At 41.5% G+C, this 18643-nt stretch carries 10 protein-coding genes; 4 read left to right on the plus strand and 6 right to left on the minus strand.

Translation table 11 applies throughout. The features are described 5' to 3' along the window. The 6 genes from CLW00_RS18360 to CLW00_RS18385 form a co-directional block, all read right to left on the minus strand. The coding region (locus CLW00_RS18360; protein WP_146131455.1) for an MBG domain-containing protein at positions 1 to 6134 on the minus strand (6134 nt) is incomplete at its 3' end. A 78-nt stretch (positions 6135 to 6212) separates the two neighbouring features. Further along, a complete protein-coding gene (locus tag CLW00_RS18365; protein WP_106135173.1) occupies positions 6213 to 7352 on the minus strand; it encodes a type 1 periplasmic-binding domain-containing protein in 1140 nt (379 codons plus the stop codon). Beyond that, a complete protein-coding gene (locus CLW00_RS18370; protein ID WP_106135174.1) occupies positions 7352 to 7897 on the minus strand; it encodes a phage tail protein in 546 nt (181 codons plus the stop codon). Before CLW00_RS18370 ends, CLW00_RS18365 begins: the two co-directional genes overlap by 1 nt. 5 nt (positions 7898 to 7902) lie before the next feature. After that, entirely contained in the window at positions 7903 to 8469 is a 567-nt protein-coding gene (locus CLW00_RS18375) for a phage tail protein (RefSeq protein ID WP_106135175.1), read from the minus strand. A 5-nt stretch (positions 8470 to 8474) separates the two neighbouring features. Then, on the minus strand, positions 8475 to 9017 hold the full coding sequence (locus CLW00_RS18380; RefSeq protein WP_170073249.1) for a phage tail protein: 543 nt from the start codon (positions 9015 to 9017) through the stop codon (positions 8475 to 8477). Between the two features lie 2 nt (positions 9018 to 9019). Then, the gene (locus tag CLW00_RS18385) at positions 9020 to 9832 is read right to left on the minus strand and encodes a bifunctional UDP-sugar hydrolase/5'-nucleotidase (RefSeq protein WP_146131456.1); all 813 of its coding nucleotides are present in this window, start codon (positions 9830 to 9832) and stop codon (positions 9020 to 9022) included. Between the two features lie 888 nt (positions 9833 to 10720). On the opposite strand from CLW00_RS18385, the gene CLW00_RS18390 reads away from it, so the two are divergent. From CLW00_RS18390 to CLW00_RS18405, 4 genes are all read left to right on the plus strand, one after another. Continuing rightward, positions 10721 to 13219 carry a glycoside hydrolase family 95 protein gene (locus tag CLW00_RS18390; protein WP_245917380.1) on the plus strand — a complete coding sequence of 833 codons (2499 nt, stop codon included), beginning with the start codon at positions 10721 to 10723 and terminating at the stop codon, positions 13217 to 13219. A gap of 282 nt (positions 13220 to 13501) precedes the next feature. Continuing rightward, positions 13502 to 14530 (plus strand): zinc-binding alcohol dehydrogenase family protein, encoded by a 1029-nt coding sequence (locus CLW00_RS18395; RefSeq protein ID WP_106135177.1) that lies wholly within the window; start codon positions 13502 to 13504, stop codon positions 14528 to 14530. 407 nt (positions 14531 to 14937) lie between these two features. Next, positions 14938 to 17205, plus strand: coding sequence for an outer membrane protein assembly factor BamB family protein (locus CLW00_RS18400; protein ID WP_106135178.1), 2268 nt, complete (start codon positions 14938 to 14940; stop codon positions 17203 to 17205). A gap of 74 nt (positions 17206 to 17279) precedes the next feature. Then, positions 17280 to 18494 (plus strand): cupin domain-containing protein, encoded by a 1215-nt coding sequence (locus CLW00_RS18405; RefSeq protein ID WP_106135179.1) that lies wholly within the window; start codon positions 17280 to 17282, stop codon positions 18492 to 18494. Positions 18495 to 18643 lie beyond the last annotated feature (149 nt).

An 18643-nucleotide genomic window follows, 5' to 3' on the forward strand; every position in this document is an offset into this window, starting at 1 on the left:
GAAGTTCCGTCAGGCAGATTACCACTTATGGCAAGGGACTTTTGAGTGTTATCAAATACAAAGCTTCCATCTTGGAAAGTGATTCCAGTGATGGTAGCAGGGGTGATGGTCAAATCTGCTGTCAATACCAATGTGGTATAATTGGCTCCGGAAATGATGGCTGTCGCTTGCTGAGTTCCTGCATTTGTTCTGGTATTGTCGTCATAGGTGACCGAAGTTCCATCAGGAAGCGTACCTGTGATTTCAATGGTTTTCTCCGTTTCATCAAATACAAAGGATCCGTCTTCGAAAGTGATTCCAGTGATGGTGGCAGGAGTGATGGTCAACTCAGCAGTCAACACCAATGTGTTGTAGTTTGAACCGGTAATCCTGGCAGTCACCTGTTGGTTTCCGACATTCGTCCTTCCATTGTTTTCATAGTCCACTGTTGCCCCATCAGGAAGCGTACCTGAAATTTCAATGGTTTTCTCCGTTTCATCAAATACAAAGCTTCCATCTTGGAAAGTGATTCCAGTGATGGTGGCAGGGGTAACGGTCAACTCAGCAGTCAATACCAATGTGTTGTAGTTGGAACCTGTAATGGTAGCTGTTGCTTGTTGAGTTCCCACATTTGTTCGGGTATTGTCGGCATAGGCGACCGAAGTTCCATTCGGAAGTGTACCTGTGATTTCAATACTTTTCTGGGATTCATCAAACACAAAGGATCCGTCTTCGAAGGTGACTCCAGTGATGGTGGCAGGGGTGATGGTCAACTCAGCAGTCAACACCAATGTGTTGTAGTTGGAACCTGTAATGGTGGCTGTCGCTTGCTGAGATCCCACATTTGTCCGGGTATTGTCGGCATAGGTGACCGAGGTTCCATTCGGAAGCGTCCCCGAGATTTCAATGGTTTTCTCCGATTCATCGAATACAAAAGTCCCATCTTCAAAGGTGATTCCAGTGATTGTGGCAGGGGTAACGGTCAACTCAGCTGTCAATACCAATGTGTTGTAGTTGGAACCTGTAATGGTGGCTGTCGCTTGCTGAGATCCTACATTTGTTCGGGTATTGTCGGCATAGGTGACCGAAGTTCCATCCGGAAGCGTACCTGAGATTTCAATGGTTTTTTCAGATTCATCAAATACAAAGCTACCGTCTTCGAAGGTGATTTCGGTGATTGTTGCAGGGGTAACGGTCAACTCAGCGTTAAGGACAAGAGTGGTGAAGTTTGAGCCAGTTATAGTAGCTGTTGCTTGCTGCGTTCCTACATTTGTTCGGGTATTGTCGGCATAGGCGACCGAAGTTCCATTCGGAAGCGTACCCGAGATTTCAATGGTTTTCTCGGATTCATCAAACACAAAGGATCCGTCTTCGAAAGTGATTCCCGTGATGGTGGCAGGGGTAATGGTCAATTCTGCTGTCAACACCAATGTGTTGTAGTTGGAACCTGTAATGGTGGCTGTCGCTTGCTGCGTTCCCACATTTGTTCGGGTATTGTTGTCATAGGCGACCGAAGTTCCATTCGGAAGTGTACCTGTGATTTCAATGGTTTTCTCCGTCTCATCAAACACAAAGGATCCGTCTTCGAAAGTTACTCCAGTGATTGTTGCAGGGGTAACGGTCAACTCAGCGTTAAGGACAAGAGTGGTGAAGTTTGAGCCAGTTATAGTAGCTGTTGCTTGCTGAGTTCCCACATTTGTTCGGGTATTGTCGGCATAGGCGACCGAAGTTCCATCTGGAAGAGTCCCTGTGATTTCAATACTTTTCTGGGATTCATCGAATACAAAGCTACCGTCTTCGAAGGTGATTTCGGTGATTGTTGCAGGGGTGATGGTCAACTCAGCAGTCAATACCAATGTGTTGTAGTTGGAACCTGTAATGGTGGCTGTCGCTTGCTGGTTTCCGACATCCGTCCTTCCATTGTTTTCATAGTCCAAAGAAGCCCCATCAGGGAGGCTTCCAGCTATCTCAAGGGTTTTTTCGCTTCCGTCAAATACAAAGCTGGCATCCTCGAAAGTAATTCCCGTGATTGTGGCCGGCGTGATTTCCAACTCAGCAGTCAATACCAGATCATTAAAGTTTGAACCGGTAATCCTGGCAGTCACCTGTTGGTTTCCGACATCCGTCCTTCCATTGTTTTCATAGTTCAAAGAAGCCCCATCAGGGAGGCTGCCAGCTATCTCAAGGGTTTTTTCGCTTCCGTCAAATACAAGGCTGGCATCCTCGAAAGTGATTCCTGTGATTGTGGCTGGGGTGATGGTCAACTCAGCAGTCAACACCAGATCATTAAAGTTTGAACCGGTAATCCTGGCAGTTACCTGCTGGTTTCCGACATTCGTCCTTCCGTTGTTCTCATAGTCCAAAGAAGCACCATCAGGGAGGGTGCCAGCTATTTCAAGGGTTTTTTCGGATCCGTCGAACACAAAGCTCTGTTCACTAAATGTGATTCCCGTGATTGTGGCAGGGGTGATGGTCAACTCTGCTGTCAATACCAGATCATTAAAGTTTGAACCGGTAATCCTGGCGGTTACCTGCTGGTTTCCGACATTCGTCCTTCCGTTGTTCTCATAGTCCACTTTTGCCCCATCAGGGAGGGTACCAGCTATTTCAAGGGTTTTTTCGGTTCCGTCAAATACAAAGCTGGCATCCTCGAAAGTAATTCCCGTGATTGTGGCAGGTGTGATGGTCAGGTCTGCATTGAGAATCAGTGTGGTATAATTAGCCCCGGATATAGTAGCTGTCGCTTCCTGAGTTCCTACATCGGTTCGTGTATTGTCGTCATAGGCAACCAGAGCTCCTTGAGGAAGTATACCTGAGATTTCGATGACTTTTTCATTTCCGTCAAAGATGAAGGTGCCATCGCCGAAAGTGACTCCTGTGATTGTGGCAGGTGTGATGGTCAGGTCTGCATTGAGTACCAATGTAGTATAATTGTCTCCTGAAATGGTAGCTGTTGCTTGCTGCGTCCCCGCATTTGTTCGGGTATTGTTGACATAGTCAACTGAAGTTCCTTCAGGGAGTTCACCAGAGATTTCGATGCTCTTTTCATTTCCGTCAAAAATGAAGGTGCCATTGCCGAAAGTGACTCCTGTGATTGTTGATGGCGTGATGGTCAGGCCTGCAGTCAGAATCAGTGTGGTATAATTAGCCCCTGATATAGTAGCTGTTGCTTCTTGAGTTCCTACATCGGTTCTGGTATTGTTGCCGTAGTTTACAGATGCACCTTCAGGTAAAGTCCCTGTTAATTCAATACTTTTTACGGATCCGTCAAAGGTGAAACTTTTATCCTCGAAAGTGATACCTGTAACGGTGGCAGGGGTGATGCTTAATTCTGCTGTCAGAATCAGAGTTGTATAGTTGGAGCCGCTTATCGTTGCGGTTACCTGCTGGTTTCCGACATTCGTTCTTCCATTGTTTTCATAGCCCACTGAAGCGCCATCAGGGAGGGTACCAGCTATCGCAAGGTTTTTTTCATTTCCGTCAAAAGTGAAGGAGCCATCGTCGAAAGTGATTTCTGTGATTGTGGCAGGCGTGATAGTCAAATTCGCATTGAGCACCAATTCGTTGTAATTGTCTCCTGAAATGGTAGCTGTCGCTGCTTGCGTTCCTACATTGGTTCGGGTATTGGCGGCATAGCTTACAGAGGCTCCTTGAGGGAGGTCACCTGAAATTTCGATGGTTTTTTCATTTCCGTCAAAGATAAAGCTGCCATCGCTGAAGGTGATTCCTGTGATTGTTGCAGGGGTGATAGTCAAATCCGCATTGAGTACCAATGTGGTATAATTGTCTCCTGAAATGGTAGCTGTCGCTGCTTGCGTTCCTACATTGGTTCGGGTATTGGCGGTATAGTCAACTGAAGTTCCTTCTGGTAGTTCACCTGAAATTTCGATGGTCTTTTCATTTCCGTCAAAGATAAAGCTGTCATCGCCGAAGGTGATTCCTGTGATTGTTGCAGGCGTGATGGTCAGATCTGCATTGAGCACCAATGTGGTATAATTGTCCCCTGAAATGGTAGCTGTTGCTTGCTGCGTTCCCGCATTTGTTCGGGTATTGTTGGCATAGTCAACTGAAGTTCCTTCTGGGAGATCACCTGAGATTTCCAGGGTTTTCGATGTACCGTCAAAGCCGAAGGTGCCATCTTCAAAGGTAACTCCTGTGATTGTACCAAGAGTAATAGTCAAGTTTGCATTTAAAATCAGGGTGGTGTAATTAGCACCTGATATGGTTGCAATGGCTTCCTGAGACCCCAAGCTGGTTCGGGTATTATTGGCATAGGAAACAGATGTTCCTTCAGGTAGGGTACCCGTAATTTCAATTGTTTTTACGGAACCGTCAAAGGGAAAGCTAATGTCCTCAAACGTGACTCCTGTAACAGTTGCTCGAGTAATAGTCAAATTTGCATTGAGAATCAGTGTGGTGTAATTAGCGCCAGATATTGTAGCTGTCACTTCTTGCGAACCTACAATCGTACGGGTATTATTGGTATAGGCTACAGAAGTTCCTTCTGGTAGATCGCCTGAGATTTCAATTGTTTTCACGGATCCGTCAAAGGTGAAGCTATCACCTTCAAATGTGATTCCTGTGATGCTGGCAGGTGTGATGGTCAGATCTGCTGTCAGAATCAGATTTGTATAGTTGGAGCCGCTTATCGTTGCGGTTACTTCCTGCGTTCCGACGATTGTTCTACCGTTGTTCGTATAAGCCACCGAGGTTCCTTCAGGCAGCTCACCACTGATCGCGAGAGTTTTTTCATTTCCATCAAAGACAAAGCTCTGACCATCCAAAGTGACTCCTGTGATTTCAGCAAGGTTGATAATTCCTACATTTGCAGCTGCTGAAGTTGAGGACAGTGAATAATTGTTGGCGTCGATACCTGTGATTGTAAGGTCATTGACAGTTACCAGAATAGCAGTTCCAACTGTAGCGTTTGCATAGATTCCCGATCCAGGATTGACAATTGCAACATCATCTTCGTCCAAACTGCCAATTAATTCAAGATTTTCATTTGTAATGGTTGCCAGGGTGTTCCCATCAAATTCCTTTTCGACCGTGCCAATTAAGTTAACTGTAAGAGATCTTGGATTTACCGTGAGAACAAGATGATTTGAAATTGCCTCATTTCCGCATGCATCTACCGCTTTTACGCGATAACGGTAATTGCTATTTGAAACTTCTGGTTTGGAGATTTCTAGCGTTGCTGAAGTCGTTCCGGAATAAATTCCCGAATCAGCTAAATCAGAATAATCAGCGCCCTCATTTGTGCTTATTTGCCATTGATATGAAGTGATATTCCTAGAATCAACATTTGAAACCGTGAATTGCGTATTTGCACCGTAGGTGATTGAATTTGTTCCTGTAGGGGTATTGAGAAAATTGAAAGGTGTAACTGAAAAAGACAGTGTTTTGGGAAGCTGAAATCCTGTAGCACGGGAATCAGGTAGATACGTTTCATCAAAAATCCAATTTGAATTTTGGTTAAATTCCGATACTATATCTGAAAATAGTCCATTGAAACTATCACCTGAAATAACAGCATCTGTAAATCCATTTGAAAATGCACTCAACAAACTTACATTTTGCACATTTGCAATGTTGAGGCTAGCTGGTAAAGCTGATTCAGAGGAGGTTAACTTATCAGAAGGGAGATTGGACCAGTTTTGATTCAGGTTAATTCCAGCTATGAAAACAGGGTTTTCAATACTGCCTGTAAATGCGAAAAGTTGATCTCCTGAATTTCCCAGGTCCAAATAAATATTGGGATCATTTGGAGTAGCACGAACGCCAATGATTGAACCCAAACTGGCGGACAAGTTGTATTTTGCATCTATGGTAATTTGAGTTCCTGATTGGACGCCTCCTGCTGGAGCTGTCCATTTGATCACTCCATCTGTCAATGCTTTAGCCGGAGTTTGAAATGAATTAGAGGCAGTCCAGCCAAGATCAGTAAAATAAATCTCAAAGTTTTCACTGACTTCCTGCAATAAAACAAAGCTAAACCGATCGTTTTGGGTCGCTCCATTTACGCCATCATCTTCCAGATTCACTCCGGAAAAAACTAAATTTCCTGGAAATAGGATACACTGAGCGTAAATTGAAGTGTAACCAAGAAGGAAAAGGGCAAGGAAAGTCAGTAGACTTTTGTAGAATTTTTTCATTTCGTGTGGGTGTAGACCTAAAAACCTATTTTTTTTCGGAAACAGATTTGAAAGATCGATTTCGGGTGATTACTTTTATTAAGAACACAAATAGGTATTGAACCAACCCACTTGAGGGGGGGTAGGTCTGCTTTCCATCAATTGCTCCCATTCCTTCAGCACTTCCTCTACTTCTATTTTTATAACTTTATACTTATCTCCACGGACTTTGAACTGATACTGGTCACCAATAAAATATCCAGTTTCCAAATGAAATCGAAGTGCACCTCTACTTCCAGTGATTGTAGTTTGTTCAAGCTTCTGTGCACATTCTTTCCAGCCCGTATTTGCTAAAGAAGAAAGTTTTTGAAGTACCTCTCCAGCATCCCAGCCCAAATATGAGAATGGGGAAGCTTCTCTCTTGACTTCAGTTTTGAAATATTCATTGATGGGTTGGAATCCCTTACTTGGCCACTCCGGACTCAGTGAACTACAGGCGATGATCTCAGGTAGTGCCATCTTTGACCCCAATTCATTTGAGATGATTTCATGGATTGTTGCCTGACTGCAGACCAAGGTTATTTTTGGATCAAAACCTTCTACAGCTTTGAGAAATAGGGGTAAAATTTCCCCTGTATAAGTAGAAAAAATCAATATGGGATCCTGATTTTCTTCTAAAAAGTCTATTATTGATCGGGAATCAAAATCAGCTTCTAAATGCTTGGAAATAAAGTTGAATAAAATGTTAGCCCCTGCACTTTCCTGTCCAAGGTAAAATCCATCTGCCATTCCATAGCCTCCATCATAAAAATTGGTTGCATTTATGCCTTTTTGAATCCCACTTTGGACTATCCCTTTTTTAGCAACTAATTTTGCAGAAAGCATTTCTCCCAAATTGAGAAATATCACGTATTCTGCAGCTTTCCATTTCACTGGATACTTTGCACCTGCATTTACAACAAGGATTGGCCTGCGAAACTGCGATGCCAATGGAAAGATTTTATCCACTTTAGGATGCTCTGCAAATACCACAACAACATCTACATTTTTTTCCAAAAACATCTTTTCGGTTTCTGAATAAAGCAGATCATCATCTATCCCAAATCCAATGTTTGAAGTGAAAAAGGAAGGATTGTTATCGCCATGGAAAGCGTAAAATGCATTTAACCCATAAAAGAAATCATATCCTATATATGGATGCGTACTTGATTTAGGAAGTAAAATACCGATTTTTTTCATCAGGTTGGCGAAGGAAATATCCCAAATAGACTAATTATATAATTAACAGCTAAATAAGGCTGGATATTGGTATGTGGTTGACTGCCACCCTTGGGTGTCAAGATAGCCAAGTTGTCAACAGGCTGGGGAGTAGCCATATTTATATTCTCTCTTGCCGTTGTACTATAGAGGTTTACTCCAGGTGATATGGCGGGGTATTTTCCTGAGGGATCTTCCGAATTTCCTGCATTCGATCCCAAAGCTACCATACTTGGGCCTTTTAGTTTATGCGAATGCGCTGGAATTTGACCTATGCTTAAGGTTACTTGTTCGACACCGCCGGATTCTGCCAATGTAAAACCATTTCCCTGATGAATGGGAATCCTACCGCGTAGATCCGGCAGAGCAAAGGTAGATTGACCGTCACCTCCATAAGTGGTTCCAATTAGCTGAAACAAGGTTTCATTTTCCGAAATGGCCAGTAATTGCCCTTCACAAAACATCCACCCTGCTGGAGGGAAGTTACCGGCGAAAATTCGAATTTGTCCAATAAAAGGTTGAGACATAGCAGTTAAGATCTTGGTGGGAAAACTCCTTGGAGAGCGATACAATAGTAAACAAAAAGGGATGGCTGCATATTGTTGTGGGCTTGCCCTTGGCCAAGGGGTTCGGTGCTGATATCTGAATTGAAAGTAGCCATGCTGCCATCAGAAGTGTCCGAATACAATTCGGCTGGATTTCCATTCACTTGAGCTCCTGCCTCAAAAGTTGCAGGATAGGCATTCAATGGCGAATCAGTATCAGCAGCAGCTCCAACTGGGATATTAATATCTACAGCATGTGTATGAAATGGAATTTGACTTTCAAGGAGGGTTACTGTGCCTTCTCCTCCTGATTCTCCCAGATCGTAAAGGGAAAGACCCGGGCCTTGACCAGGATGCATAAGAACCCTGCCCTGCAGATCGGGTAAGGCAAAAGTAGATTTGCCATCACCTCCGTATGTAGTTCCTAAGAGAGAGAATAAAGCTGTATTTTGGGATAAGGGCAATAATTGACCGTTACACCAAGCCCAGCCTCTAGGCGCAAAATTGAAAGGAAATATGCAGATTTCTGCAACAAATGGATCAGTGGCGCTCATGGTTTTTAATTTGGAGATGGGAAAATACCCTGGAGGGCAATACAATAATTGAGTGTCAAAAACGGCATCATATTCGAATGCGCTTCACTACCTCCAATACTACCAGAGGAATTTGAATCAGAAGATTGTTCAGCAAGGCCTTCATCAAACTTCTCCCCGAAACGGTTGGGGAGGTTACTATTCCCTGCAAAAAACCGTCCCTCTGGATCTCCTGAATTAGCAGATGAGGATGCATTTGTGTTTATAGCAACAGCAGGCGATTTATTTGACTCATGCAAGTGGGTTGGAACTTCTGATATGTTCAATGTATGCGTTTGCGCGCCAACTCTTTGACCCAATACAAAACCAGCTCCTACATGCGCCAAAGCTCTACCCCGTAAATCCGGTAAGGCGAAATTGACACGCCCGTCTCCTCCGTAAGTAGTTCCTATAAGTGCATATAAGGCTTGATTTTGGTTAATTGGTAGTAATTGTCCATTGCAAAGAGCATAACCCTTTGGTGCAAAATTGAATGAGAACAGCACTATTTCCGCTAGAAATGGTTCCATACTTATGCTTGATTAGTTGAATATATACCTGATTGAATTGCCAACATTTTATCCCGGGATGCATTTCCAGGGACAAATGACAGATTTGTTAAGTTGTTGATTTTATAGTCTTTATCCATTGAATAAATAAAGGAACTGACCAGTTTCGCCTTTTCGGCAGGCTTAGAAATCCACACTTCTTTTCCCGAAGGTGAATGAATGATTCGGGATCCTACACCGACTTGATCGGTAAGCCCTAATAAGTAGTGGGTCACCTCATGATCAAAAGCGTCTAATCTCAGATTTTGCTTGTTGGAAAGATTTATTGGAACATCGCCTAAACCAATCAAGGCATCGCATTGATGAAGAAGTTTCATTTCCATACCGTACGCATTTAACTTACTCAATGTCAAACCCTGTGTCGATAAAACCCCTATTCTATATTTTCCAAATTGTACTATGGCTTTTGTGAAATAACTTTCCCCTTTTTTCAGTCCTTTTGATTCCAATTTATTCCCAATGACCTTCAGGCCACTTTCTGAAATAATGAATTTGAGATCAGCATTTGAAAAACTCATTTCTGATTTACCCAAAGCAACCATTTTAACTCCACTTGAGACTAGGTCTTTTGCAAACTTTAAATTTTCATCCAATGATAAGTCTGGATTTAAAAAGTTACCTGCATCAAGGAATAATGGAGTGGTTTGAAGTTTTTTCAAATATTCACCTAAAGGATTTAAGCCTCCAATTTGATCAGGATTAGTATATGTTCCGTGTAGACCTGCCGTATGTACTATTTGGAGATGGCTTGTTTGACCCTCAAATTTAACTTCCAATAGAGCATTGGAGTAGCTTAGCCTGAATGGCGAAAAAGCTGCAACTGAAGCTAATACTGACCCTGATCGAAGAAATTCTCTTCGGCTATTTTTTTTCATTTGTATAGATTGGACAATGAAGATTGGAAGACTACTTTATATAAGAACTAGAAGTGTATGAATAAGAATATTCAAATTATTGATACTATTAATTTTCAAATTTTCAGGTTGACAATTGGTGTCAAACCTATTCTGTTATATCAATTCCCAGTGCCTTAATCACTTGTTGATGTACTGTGTGTGATGGGTAAATTGATAAAATCTTATTATTGAATTTGGGTGGTGGAAAATACATGAAAACACGTATTTTTAAGCAATGGCATGTGTAAATTCAATGGTCAAATAAAGTTAATTTTATTTAGAACCCATGGAAGAATTAAAGTTTTTAATTCAAAAATTTAATTTGTTCTTCAGGTTCAAAATTCCATTATAAATAAAAAAAATAAGATAAATGGCTATTATTCTGTGTTGAAGTATTTAAAAAAAAATCAACTTGTTTTTTCTTTTTCCAAAAGACGTAAAAGTGGTGATAATCAGAATTTCACTAAAATCCATTACAATCTTAGTTATCTGAAGATTTTGATTTTTAATGTTTTCAGCCAATGAAATTACGCCCAAAAAAAATTTTGAGAACCTCAAAAAAAATTACTTCTAGGTCAATAAATTGAAAATTAGCTTTGATTTCTTTAAAAAAATAAGAAAATGAAGCCTGTTTCTTTGCGCTGTCTTTTTTATTGTATGAGCTGTAGAGGAATCCAACTCATACCAGTTATATTTATCAATTAAGGTATGCTAACAAAACGTAATTCAACCTTATTTTGGTGAAACAACTTCGGCAGTTCCTGAATCATGATGCAAAAACCACTTTCAAAATCCATGTTGAAAAAAACCTTTATCCCCTTGGCTTTTATTCTTTTTATTTTTCAAAGTGCGGCACAGACTGATCCCGGCCTTAAACTCTGGTACCTCCAACCTTCCGGTGAAACCTGGGAAAATGCACTGCCGATCGGAAATGGGCGTATTGGCGCCATGATCTATGGAAATTTGCCTGAGGAAATCATCCAACTGAATGAGGAAACTGTCTGGTCCGGTAGTCCCAACCGAAATGATAATCCCTATGCCTTGGAGGCACTTCCCGAAATCAGAAAATCAATCTTTGAAGGGGAGTACAAAAAAGCAGAACAGTTGGCCAAGGAAAATATCCAATCCAAAAAGTCCCATGGTCAGATGTACCAGCCTGTAGGAAATCTACATATTCAATTTCCTGACCATATAGATCCCGGAGAATATTACAGGGAGTTGGATATTGAAAATGCCATCCAGCTTACCAGGTATAAGATTGGAAACGCATCTTACCAAAGAGAAACCTTCGCTTCTCTTGCAGATGATGTCATTGTCCTCAAATTAAGTACCGATGTCAAAGGAGGCCTGAATTTCAACACAAAGTTTTCAAGCCCGCACCAATCTTCTATAACCAATAATGATGCTGTTTCTACTTTGGGTCTTTCCGGCAAAACCTCCAGCCATGAAGGTGTGGAAGGTTTGGTGAAGTTTCAGGCTTTGGCCAATATCAGGCAATTTGGAGGTGAACTCATAGAAAAAGAGAATGGCATGGAAGTCAGCAACGCTGACTCTGTCTATATATTCATCTCCATGGCGAGTAATTTCAAGCGCTATGATGATATTTCCGGAGATGAGAAAAAGTCAGCAAAAACTGCATTGGAAAAAGTAGCCCAAGAAGATTATCAAATTCTCAAAAACCGTCATATCCAAGCATATAAAAAATATTTTGATCGGGTTAGTTTAGACCTTGGAACCACAGAAGCGGCAAGCCTTCCTACAGACGAGCGCTTGAAAGCCTTTAAATCAGGTAATGATCCCCATTTGGTTTCACTTTATTTCCAATATGGCAGGTACCTTCTGATATCCTCCTCACAGCCGGGAGGCCAGCCGGCCAACCTTCAGGGAATCTGGAACCACAGACTTAGCCCTCCATGGGACAGTAAATACACCATCAATATCAATGCACAGATGAACTATTGGCCCGCAGAAAGGACTAACCTGTCAGAATTGCATGAACCGTTTTTGAGGATGGTAGAAGAGTTGGCTGAAACAGGCAAACAGACTGCAAGAGAAATGTATGGAACCAGAGGCTGGATGGCCCACCATAATACAGACATCTGGAGGATAACGGGGCCTGTTGATGATATTTTCTGGGGGATCTGGAACGGTGGCGGAGGTTGGATCAGTCAGCACCTTTGGGAACATTATCTCTATACAGGAGATGAAGCGTTTCTCAATCGCGCCTACCCAATACTTAAAGGCACAGCTCTTTTTTACCTGGATTTCCTTGTACCGCATCCGGAAAAAAGCTGGCTGGTGGTAAACCCCGGAACTTCGCCGGAAAATGCACCCAAAGCGCATGAGGGAACATCCCTGGATGCAGGCACAACCATGGACAATCAAATTGCATTTGATGTTTTCAGTACAGTCATACAGGCAGGAAAAATCGTCGGAGAAAACAATGAGTTTTTGGACTCATTACTGGCCTACAGGGAGAAGCTACCGCCCATGCATATCGGACAACATGGGCAGTTGCAGGAATGGTTGGATGACATTGATGATCCGGAAGACAAACACCGCCATATTTCCCATCTTTATGGACTATTCCCTTCAAATCAGATCTCTCCCTTGCGAACGCCAGAACTGGCAGCTGCTTCCAAAACGACTTTGATTCATAGGGGAGATATTTCCACAGGCTGGAGCATGGGCTGGAAGGTCAATTGGTGGGCAAGGCTGCTGGATGGCAATCATGCCTATACCCTTATCCAAAATCAACTTTCACCGGTCAGGGGGGAATTTGAAGGCGGAGGATCATACAATAATCTCTTTGATGCTCATCCACCTTTTCAGATTGACGGAAACTTTGGCTGTACTTCAGGTATTGCTGAAATGTTGGTGCAGAGTGCAAACGGTGAAGTCCATCTGCTTCCTGCTTTACCTGACGCCTGGCCCAAAGGGAAGGTAAAAGGACTCATGGCAAGAGGTGGTTTTGAAATCCTGGATCTGGTCTGGCAAAACGGTGAAATAGAAAGCATCAGGATAAAGTCAAAACTAGGTGGAAATCTCAGAATCCGTTCCGGAATAGCGTTGAAACTTGCTGATGGAGAGAAAATCCCGAAAGCTGAAGGGGAAAACAAGAACCCCTTTTATGTTGTAGCACATACACCTACACCAATTGTGGCCGGGAATGTCGTTCTTGACCTTCTCCGGATTCCTGAGGGCTATGTGTATGACATTAGTACTGAAAAAAACAGGATTTATGAATTGAAAGCATCCGGAAATTAACACTTGATGATGCTTTATTTAAAACACAGCCCAAAAGCCAATAGTGAGTTGTGTAAATTTGAATTTAAGTAAAGTGATTATCCGCAAGCATACCACTAATCAATTGATTGATGGTTTTTGGGAGACCCGATACTAATAGCTACCTGCCCTCAATTAGGAGAATTGGATGCACCACGGCTAAGTTATTTACTGATATTGGTTCGAAACCATTGGTTAATTCTATTTTATAAATTCTATTGGTATTGAGTATTACCTGGAAACCTAACCTAAAAACATCCTTGAATGAAAACCATAATTCTTAATAAACCTGAAGATTTTGAGCTTATTGAGACAGAATTTCCCAATAAACCAAAACCGCATGAAGCTCTTGTGAAAGTTCGTAGAATAGGTGTCTGTGGTACAGATATACATGCCTTTAAAGGGAGACAGCCCTTCTTTTCTTTTCCAAGGATTCTTGGACACGAATTGGGTGTGGAAATTCTTGAGGTAGGAGAAGAGGTAAAGCACTTAAAAGCCGGTGACCGCTGTTCTGTAGAGCCTTATTTCAACAAAACCAAAGATCAAGCTGTCAGGAGAGGAAAGACCAATTGTGGAGAAGCAATTTCTGTTTTCGGAGTTCATGAAGATGGAGGAATGCGTGAACAGTTCCTGATTGATGCCAATTACCTTCATGCTTCAGCCATTTTGACTTTTGAGCAACTTGCACTTATAGAACCTTTGGCCATTGGTTTTCACGCAGTCCAAAGAGCTCAGATCCAAAAAGAAGATAAGGTCTTGGTGATAGGGGCAGGGCCTATTGGTTTGGGTACCGCTCAATTTGCAGCATTGAAAAGCAAAGAAGTGGTAGTGATGGATATCAATAAAAGCAGGCTGGAAACCTGCAAAAAGAACTTACCGCTTAAAAATACACTTCATATCACAGAAAGTGACTTCGATCAGGTAGAGGCACTCAGGAAAATTTTTGAGGGAGATTTACCCACAGTGATTTTGGATGCTACGGGTAATCCCTATTCCATGAAAAACACTCTGGAAATAGCAGCGCATGGTGCAACTATTGTATTTATAGGACTGTATCAGGGAAACTTCGAATTTCATGACCCTTTATTTCATAAAAAGGAACTTACCTTAATGGCAAGCAGAAATGCCTTGCCTGCCGACTTTAAAAACATCATTACACTTATAGAACAAAATGCCATTCAGACCGACTTCTGGGTAAGTCATTATCTTGAATTCCAAAATCTTCCCAAACAGTTTGAATCCTTATTTTTCGGGAAGGAAAATGTATTGAAAGCAATTGTAAAAATGGATTAGAGAGTGCTTAAATTTCTATTTACTTCTCTTTGCTATCGATAGAAGCATTCCCACTATTTCAAAGGTGTTCCAATCAAAACTCTTTAGTTTTTAGAATGTGTTTGGATTTTTTAAAATAACAGAATCAGTAAAATTGATTCTTTGACATCAAGACTGTTTACTTTAAGGCAGGAGTGATTGAAAAATCATATTGATTTTATTAATTAGTGTCAAAATTACACTAAAAGTTTATAAGCGGTTAATTCTTCATGTAATTACTTTTGCTAAACGCCCTGTTAGCCATAGATTTATAGGATTGAGTAATTCTTTAATTTTCTGTTTTATCTCAGTGAAATTCCATGTTTCCCTTATACACCATTCTTACATGTTGATTGTAAAATGGAATTAAAATTTAATCCCAATTGATAATGAACCCCAAAAAAATCAAATCAAATCTTTTCCCATTACTGTTTTGCTGCATTTGTCTTACTGCACAAATGTCTTGCAGTGAAAGCTCCCAAAGGTCTTCTCATAACACGTGGACACATTATGCCGGCAGTCCTGATCAGTCAAAATATTTTGAATCGGAACAAATAACCCCAGAAAATGTCCACCTGTTGGAAGTATCCTGGTTTTATCCTACTGAGGATAATGTACCATACTTTTTCAGCCCTATTATAGTAGATACAGTCATGTATGTAATGGGTAAAAACTCTTCACTTATAGCTTTGAATGTAAAAAATGGTGAGGAAATATGGATTCATTCCAACCTCAATGGCTTGACCAAAAGGGGTATCAATTATTGGGAAAGCCAGGATAAAAGTGATAGACGCTTAATATTCACCATAAACAATACCATACAGGCAATAGATGCTTTGACAGGACAATCTATTTTAAGTTTTGGTGAAAACGGGTATGTGGACCTCAGGGAAGGACTTGACAGAGTACCTTCTTCGATTCGCCGAATACAACCCATGATGCCGGGGGTGTTGTATGAGGATTTATTGATTATTGGTTCTGCTACAGGAGAGAATTATTTTTCTCCCCCTGGGCATATCCGGGCTTATAATGTCATCACCGGTGAAATGGAATGGATATTTCATTCAATTCCACATCCCGGAGAATTCGGTTATGAAACCTGGCCAAAAGATGCCTACAAATACGCAGGAGGAGTCAATGTCTGGAGCGAAATAACAGTTGACAGTGAAAAAGGAATCGCTTTCCTTCCAATAGGTTCTCCGACTTATGATTATTATGGCGCTGATAGGCTTGGGAGCAATCTTTTTGGGAACTCATTGGTTGCTTTGGATGCCAAAACAGGGGAAAGACTTTGGCATTTTCAAACAGTTCACCATGATTTATGGGATTACGATTTATCTCCCGCCCCACAGCTTCTCACCCTCAATAGAAATGGTAAGAAAATTGACGCGGTGGCTATTGCGACCAAACATGGTTTTGTCTTCGTTTTTGATCGGGTCACGGGAGAGCCTGTTTTTCCCATTGAAGAAAAGCCTTTTCCAGCCAGTGAAATGCCTGGTGAAGAAGCATGGCCAACACAGCCAATATCTTCTCTACCTAGATTTACAAGGAATGAAGTCACTTTAGAAACCTTAAATCCCTACTTCCCAGACAGTATCAAGCAAGTGTGGCAAAAGCGATTAAGTGAAGCAAAGTCGGGTTTGTATATACCTCCATCTGATAAATATGAAACAGTAATGATGCCTGGAGCATTAGGAGGTTCAAATTATGGAAATACTGCAGCAGATCCTGACAAGGGTATTTTATATATACTTACCCAAGAGCATGCTTCTATTTACAAATTGAATAAAGTCGAACCACCAAAATTAGATTTATCTGTTGGGGAAATCAAAAGAGTCAAAACCCTTTACACAGCCTCGTGTCAATCCTGTCATGGTATAGAGATGGAAGGAGGCGTTGGGCCTCCATTGCAAAATATCGGAGAGCACCTTTTTTATGATGAATTCAGAAGCACTGTGCTAAATGGGAAAGGGCAAATGCCAGGATTTGTACATGTAGATGAGGAAACACTCAAGGCATTGTATCGATATCTTGGAGGTAACCCTAGGACCTTCAATATAAGAAGAAACCTAGAGGCTCAAGAAGTCGAAGGGCCTGTTGTGGCCTCCGGTGGTGTTAAAATTCTACCGGATGAAAACCATAGCTTGGCAATGTCTGATTACCCCAATGATGTAGAACATCCTGATGTCCGTTTTACAACGGATTATGGACTCGATTGGCCTGGTTTGGCAGCCCCTCCTTGGTCATCTATTCTTGCATATGACCTGAACAATGGGACTATCAAATGGAGAAGACCTGTTGGGCAGGACTCCCTTTATGCACAAGGGAACCAAAGTCTGGGAGCACCTGGAGGTGTGCTGAGGAAGGGGATGATAGTCACCTCAACCGGAGTAGTATTCACTACAGCCAAAGGTGGTAAACTATATGCACTTGATGCTGAAAGTGGAGAGATTTTGTGGGAAGAAACTTCCAGCAATGAAATAAATGCCCAACCTAGCATGTATACACTTGATGGTAATCAATATTTGGTAATTAATGCAACTTCAAATTTTGCCAGAGACAGTTACAATCATTCCAAAAAGCCCAACGCATTGCCTAAAGGCTATGTCATTTATTCACTTCCAAAAAACAAACTGAATCCCATTGAAAATCAATAAATGTTCATTGAGTTGATTTATTGACCAAAAAAATATCAAACTGTTACATAATTAAACCTTTAATAACCAGCATTATGAAAAGTGTAATTTACCTAGTGTTGTTTGTGTTATCGGCGCAGCTGTCAGCACAATCCTTAAAAGAAAGAATCATCTCGAATGATTCTACAACTTACAGAGAACTTTCAGCAGTGCATGAAGGTGCAGGTTCAATGGGTTTTACCCAATTGATTGGAAGGAATGATTTGGCTTCTAACTTTCTCTATTTACATGCAGGTAAAATCCATCCTAAATCGGGAATAGGGCACCATTTTCACCATTCAATAGAAGAAATGTTTGTGATTTTGGACGGTGAAGCGGAGTTTACTGTCAACGGTCGAACCAGTACCATTAAAGCTCCAGCCCTTGTCCCTTGCAAAATGGGTGATTCTCACGCTATTTATAATGCAACAAACAAGAATCTTACGTGGCTAAATTTTGCAGTGAGCCGTACAAAAGGCAATACAGATGCATTCGATTTAGGGGATACCCGAGTGGGTGTATCAATGGATCCTGTCCCTACCTTTGTAAATGGCCGCTTGGAAAGTGAAAAGCTGAAAGAGAATACCTCATCTTACAGTGGTGAGGGGGTATTGCATCGTCAGATTTTTGGACCTCAAATCTTTGCTACTGACTGGAATCACGTGGATCATGTCGTGATCAAGCCCGGGGAAAAGTCAATCAGCAGACAATTAAATGGATTGGAGGAGGTCTATTATGTCACGAAAGGCAAGGGAAGTGTGCGAATAGATGATGATCAGGCGTCTTTTTCTACACATAGTGCATTTTTCGGTTCAATTGGTGAGACACTTATGTTTTCAAATGAAAGCAATGAAGACTTGGAATTGCTGGTTATTGGAATTGCCCCATCAAAAAACAAGTTTTCAGCTCTACAAAAAAAAGAAGGGGAGTCTACTGCAATGGCCTTGCAAATGGAATTTGAGGTTGAAGCCCAACATGCCAAAGCATTTGAGGATATGTATCATTCTATCTATGTGCCAGCCATGACTGTACAAGAAGGCTACCTCAGCTCAAAACTGTTGAAAATATATTCTCCGGATATTTCCAAAGAAATTGAAGCAGAGCAGACGACATATAACTATCAGATTATGATTGTTTTTGATACAGAGGCTAACAGGAGAAAATGGGTTGCCAGTAAGCAGCATGATATAGCATGGCCAGCAGCAACCGACCTTGCCAAGGGCTATAAATGGAAAGGCTACGATGTGGTGGGATCAGATGAAATCAAATAAAACTCACCGTAACATTTCCTAAAATTGGTAATGACAATTTTGTATGTACTGGTCAACATGTTGTTGAATATGATTATCCGCAATCATGCCACTAATCAATTAAACGAGGGTTTATTGGCAAACGGATACTAATAGATACCTGCCCTTCT

The sequence above is a fragment of the Mongoliibacter ruber genome, assembly GCF_003003005.1.
Taxonomy (GTDB): domain Bacteria; phylum Bacteroidota; class Bacteroidia; order Cytophagales; family Cyclobacteriaceae; genus Mongoliibacter; species Mongoliibacter ruber.

Bases quoted from the DNA above. Each gene is read 5' to 3' on its own strand.
- CLW00_RS18365 (WP_106135173.1), bottom strand. From the start codon at position 7,352: ATGAAAAAAATCGGTATTTTACTTCCTAAATCAAGTACGCATCCATAT.
- CLW00_RS18370 (WP_106135174.1), bottom strand. From the start codon at position 7,897: ATGTCTCAACCTTTTATTGGACAAATTCGAATTTTCGCCGGTAACTTC.
- CLW00_RS18375 (WP_106135175.1), bottom strand. From the start codon at position 8,469: ATGAGCGCCACTGATCCATTTGTTGCAGAAATCTGCATATTTCCTTTC.
- CLW00_RS18380 (WP_170073249.1), bottom strand. From the start codon at position 9,017: ATGGAACCATTTCTAGCGGAAATAGTGCTGTTCTCATTCAATTTTGCA.
- CLW00_RS18390 (WP_245917380.1), top strand. From the start codon at position 10,721: ATGATGCAAAAACCACTTTCAAAATCCATGTTGAAAAAAACCTTTATC.
- CLW00_RS18395 (WP_106135177.1), top strand. From the start codon at position 13,502: ATGAAAACCATAATTCTTAATAAACCTGAAGATTTTGAGCTTATTGAG.
- CLW00_RS18400 (WP_106135178.1), top strand. From the start codon at position 14,938: ATGAACCCCAAAAAAATCAAATCAAATCTTTTCCCATTACTGTTTTGC.
- CLW00_RS18405 (WP_106135179.1), top strand. From the start codon at position 17,280: ATGAAAAGTGTAATTTACCTAGTGTTGTTTGTGTTATCGGCGCAGCTG.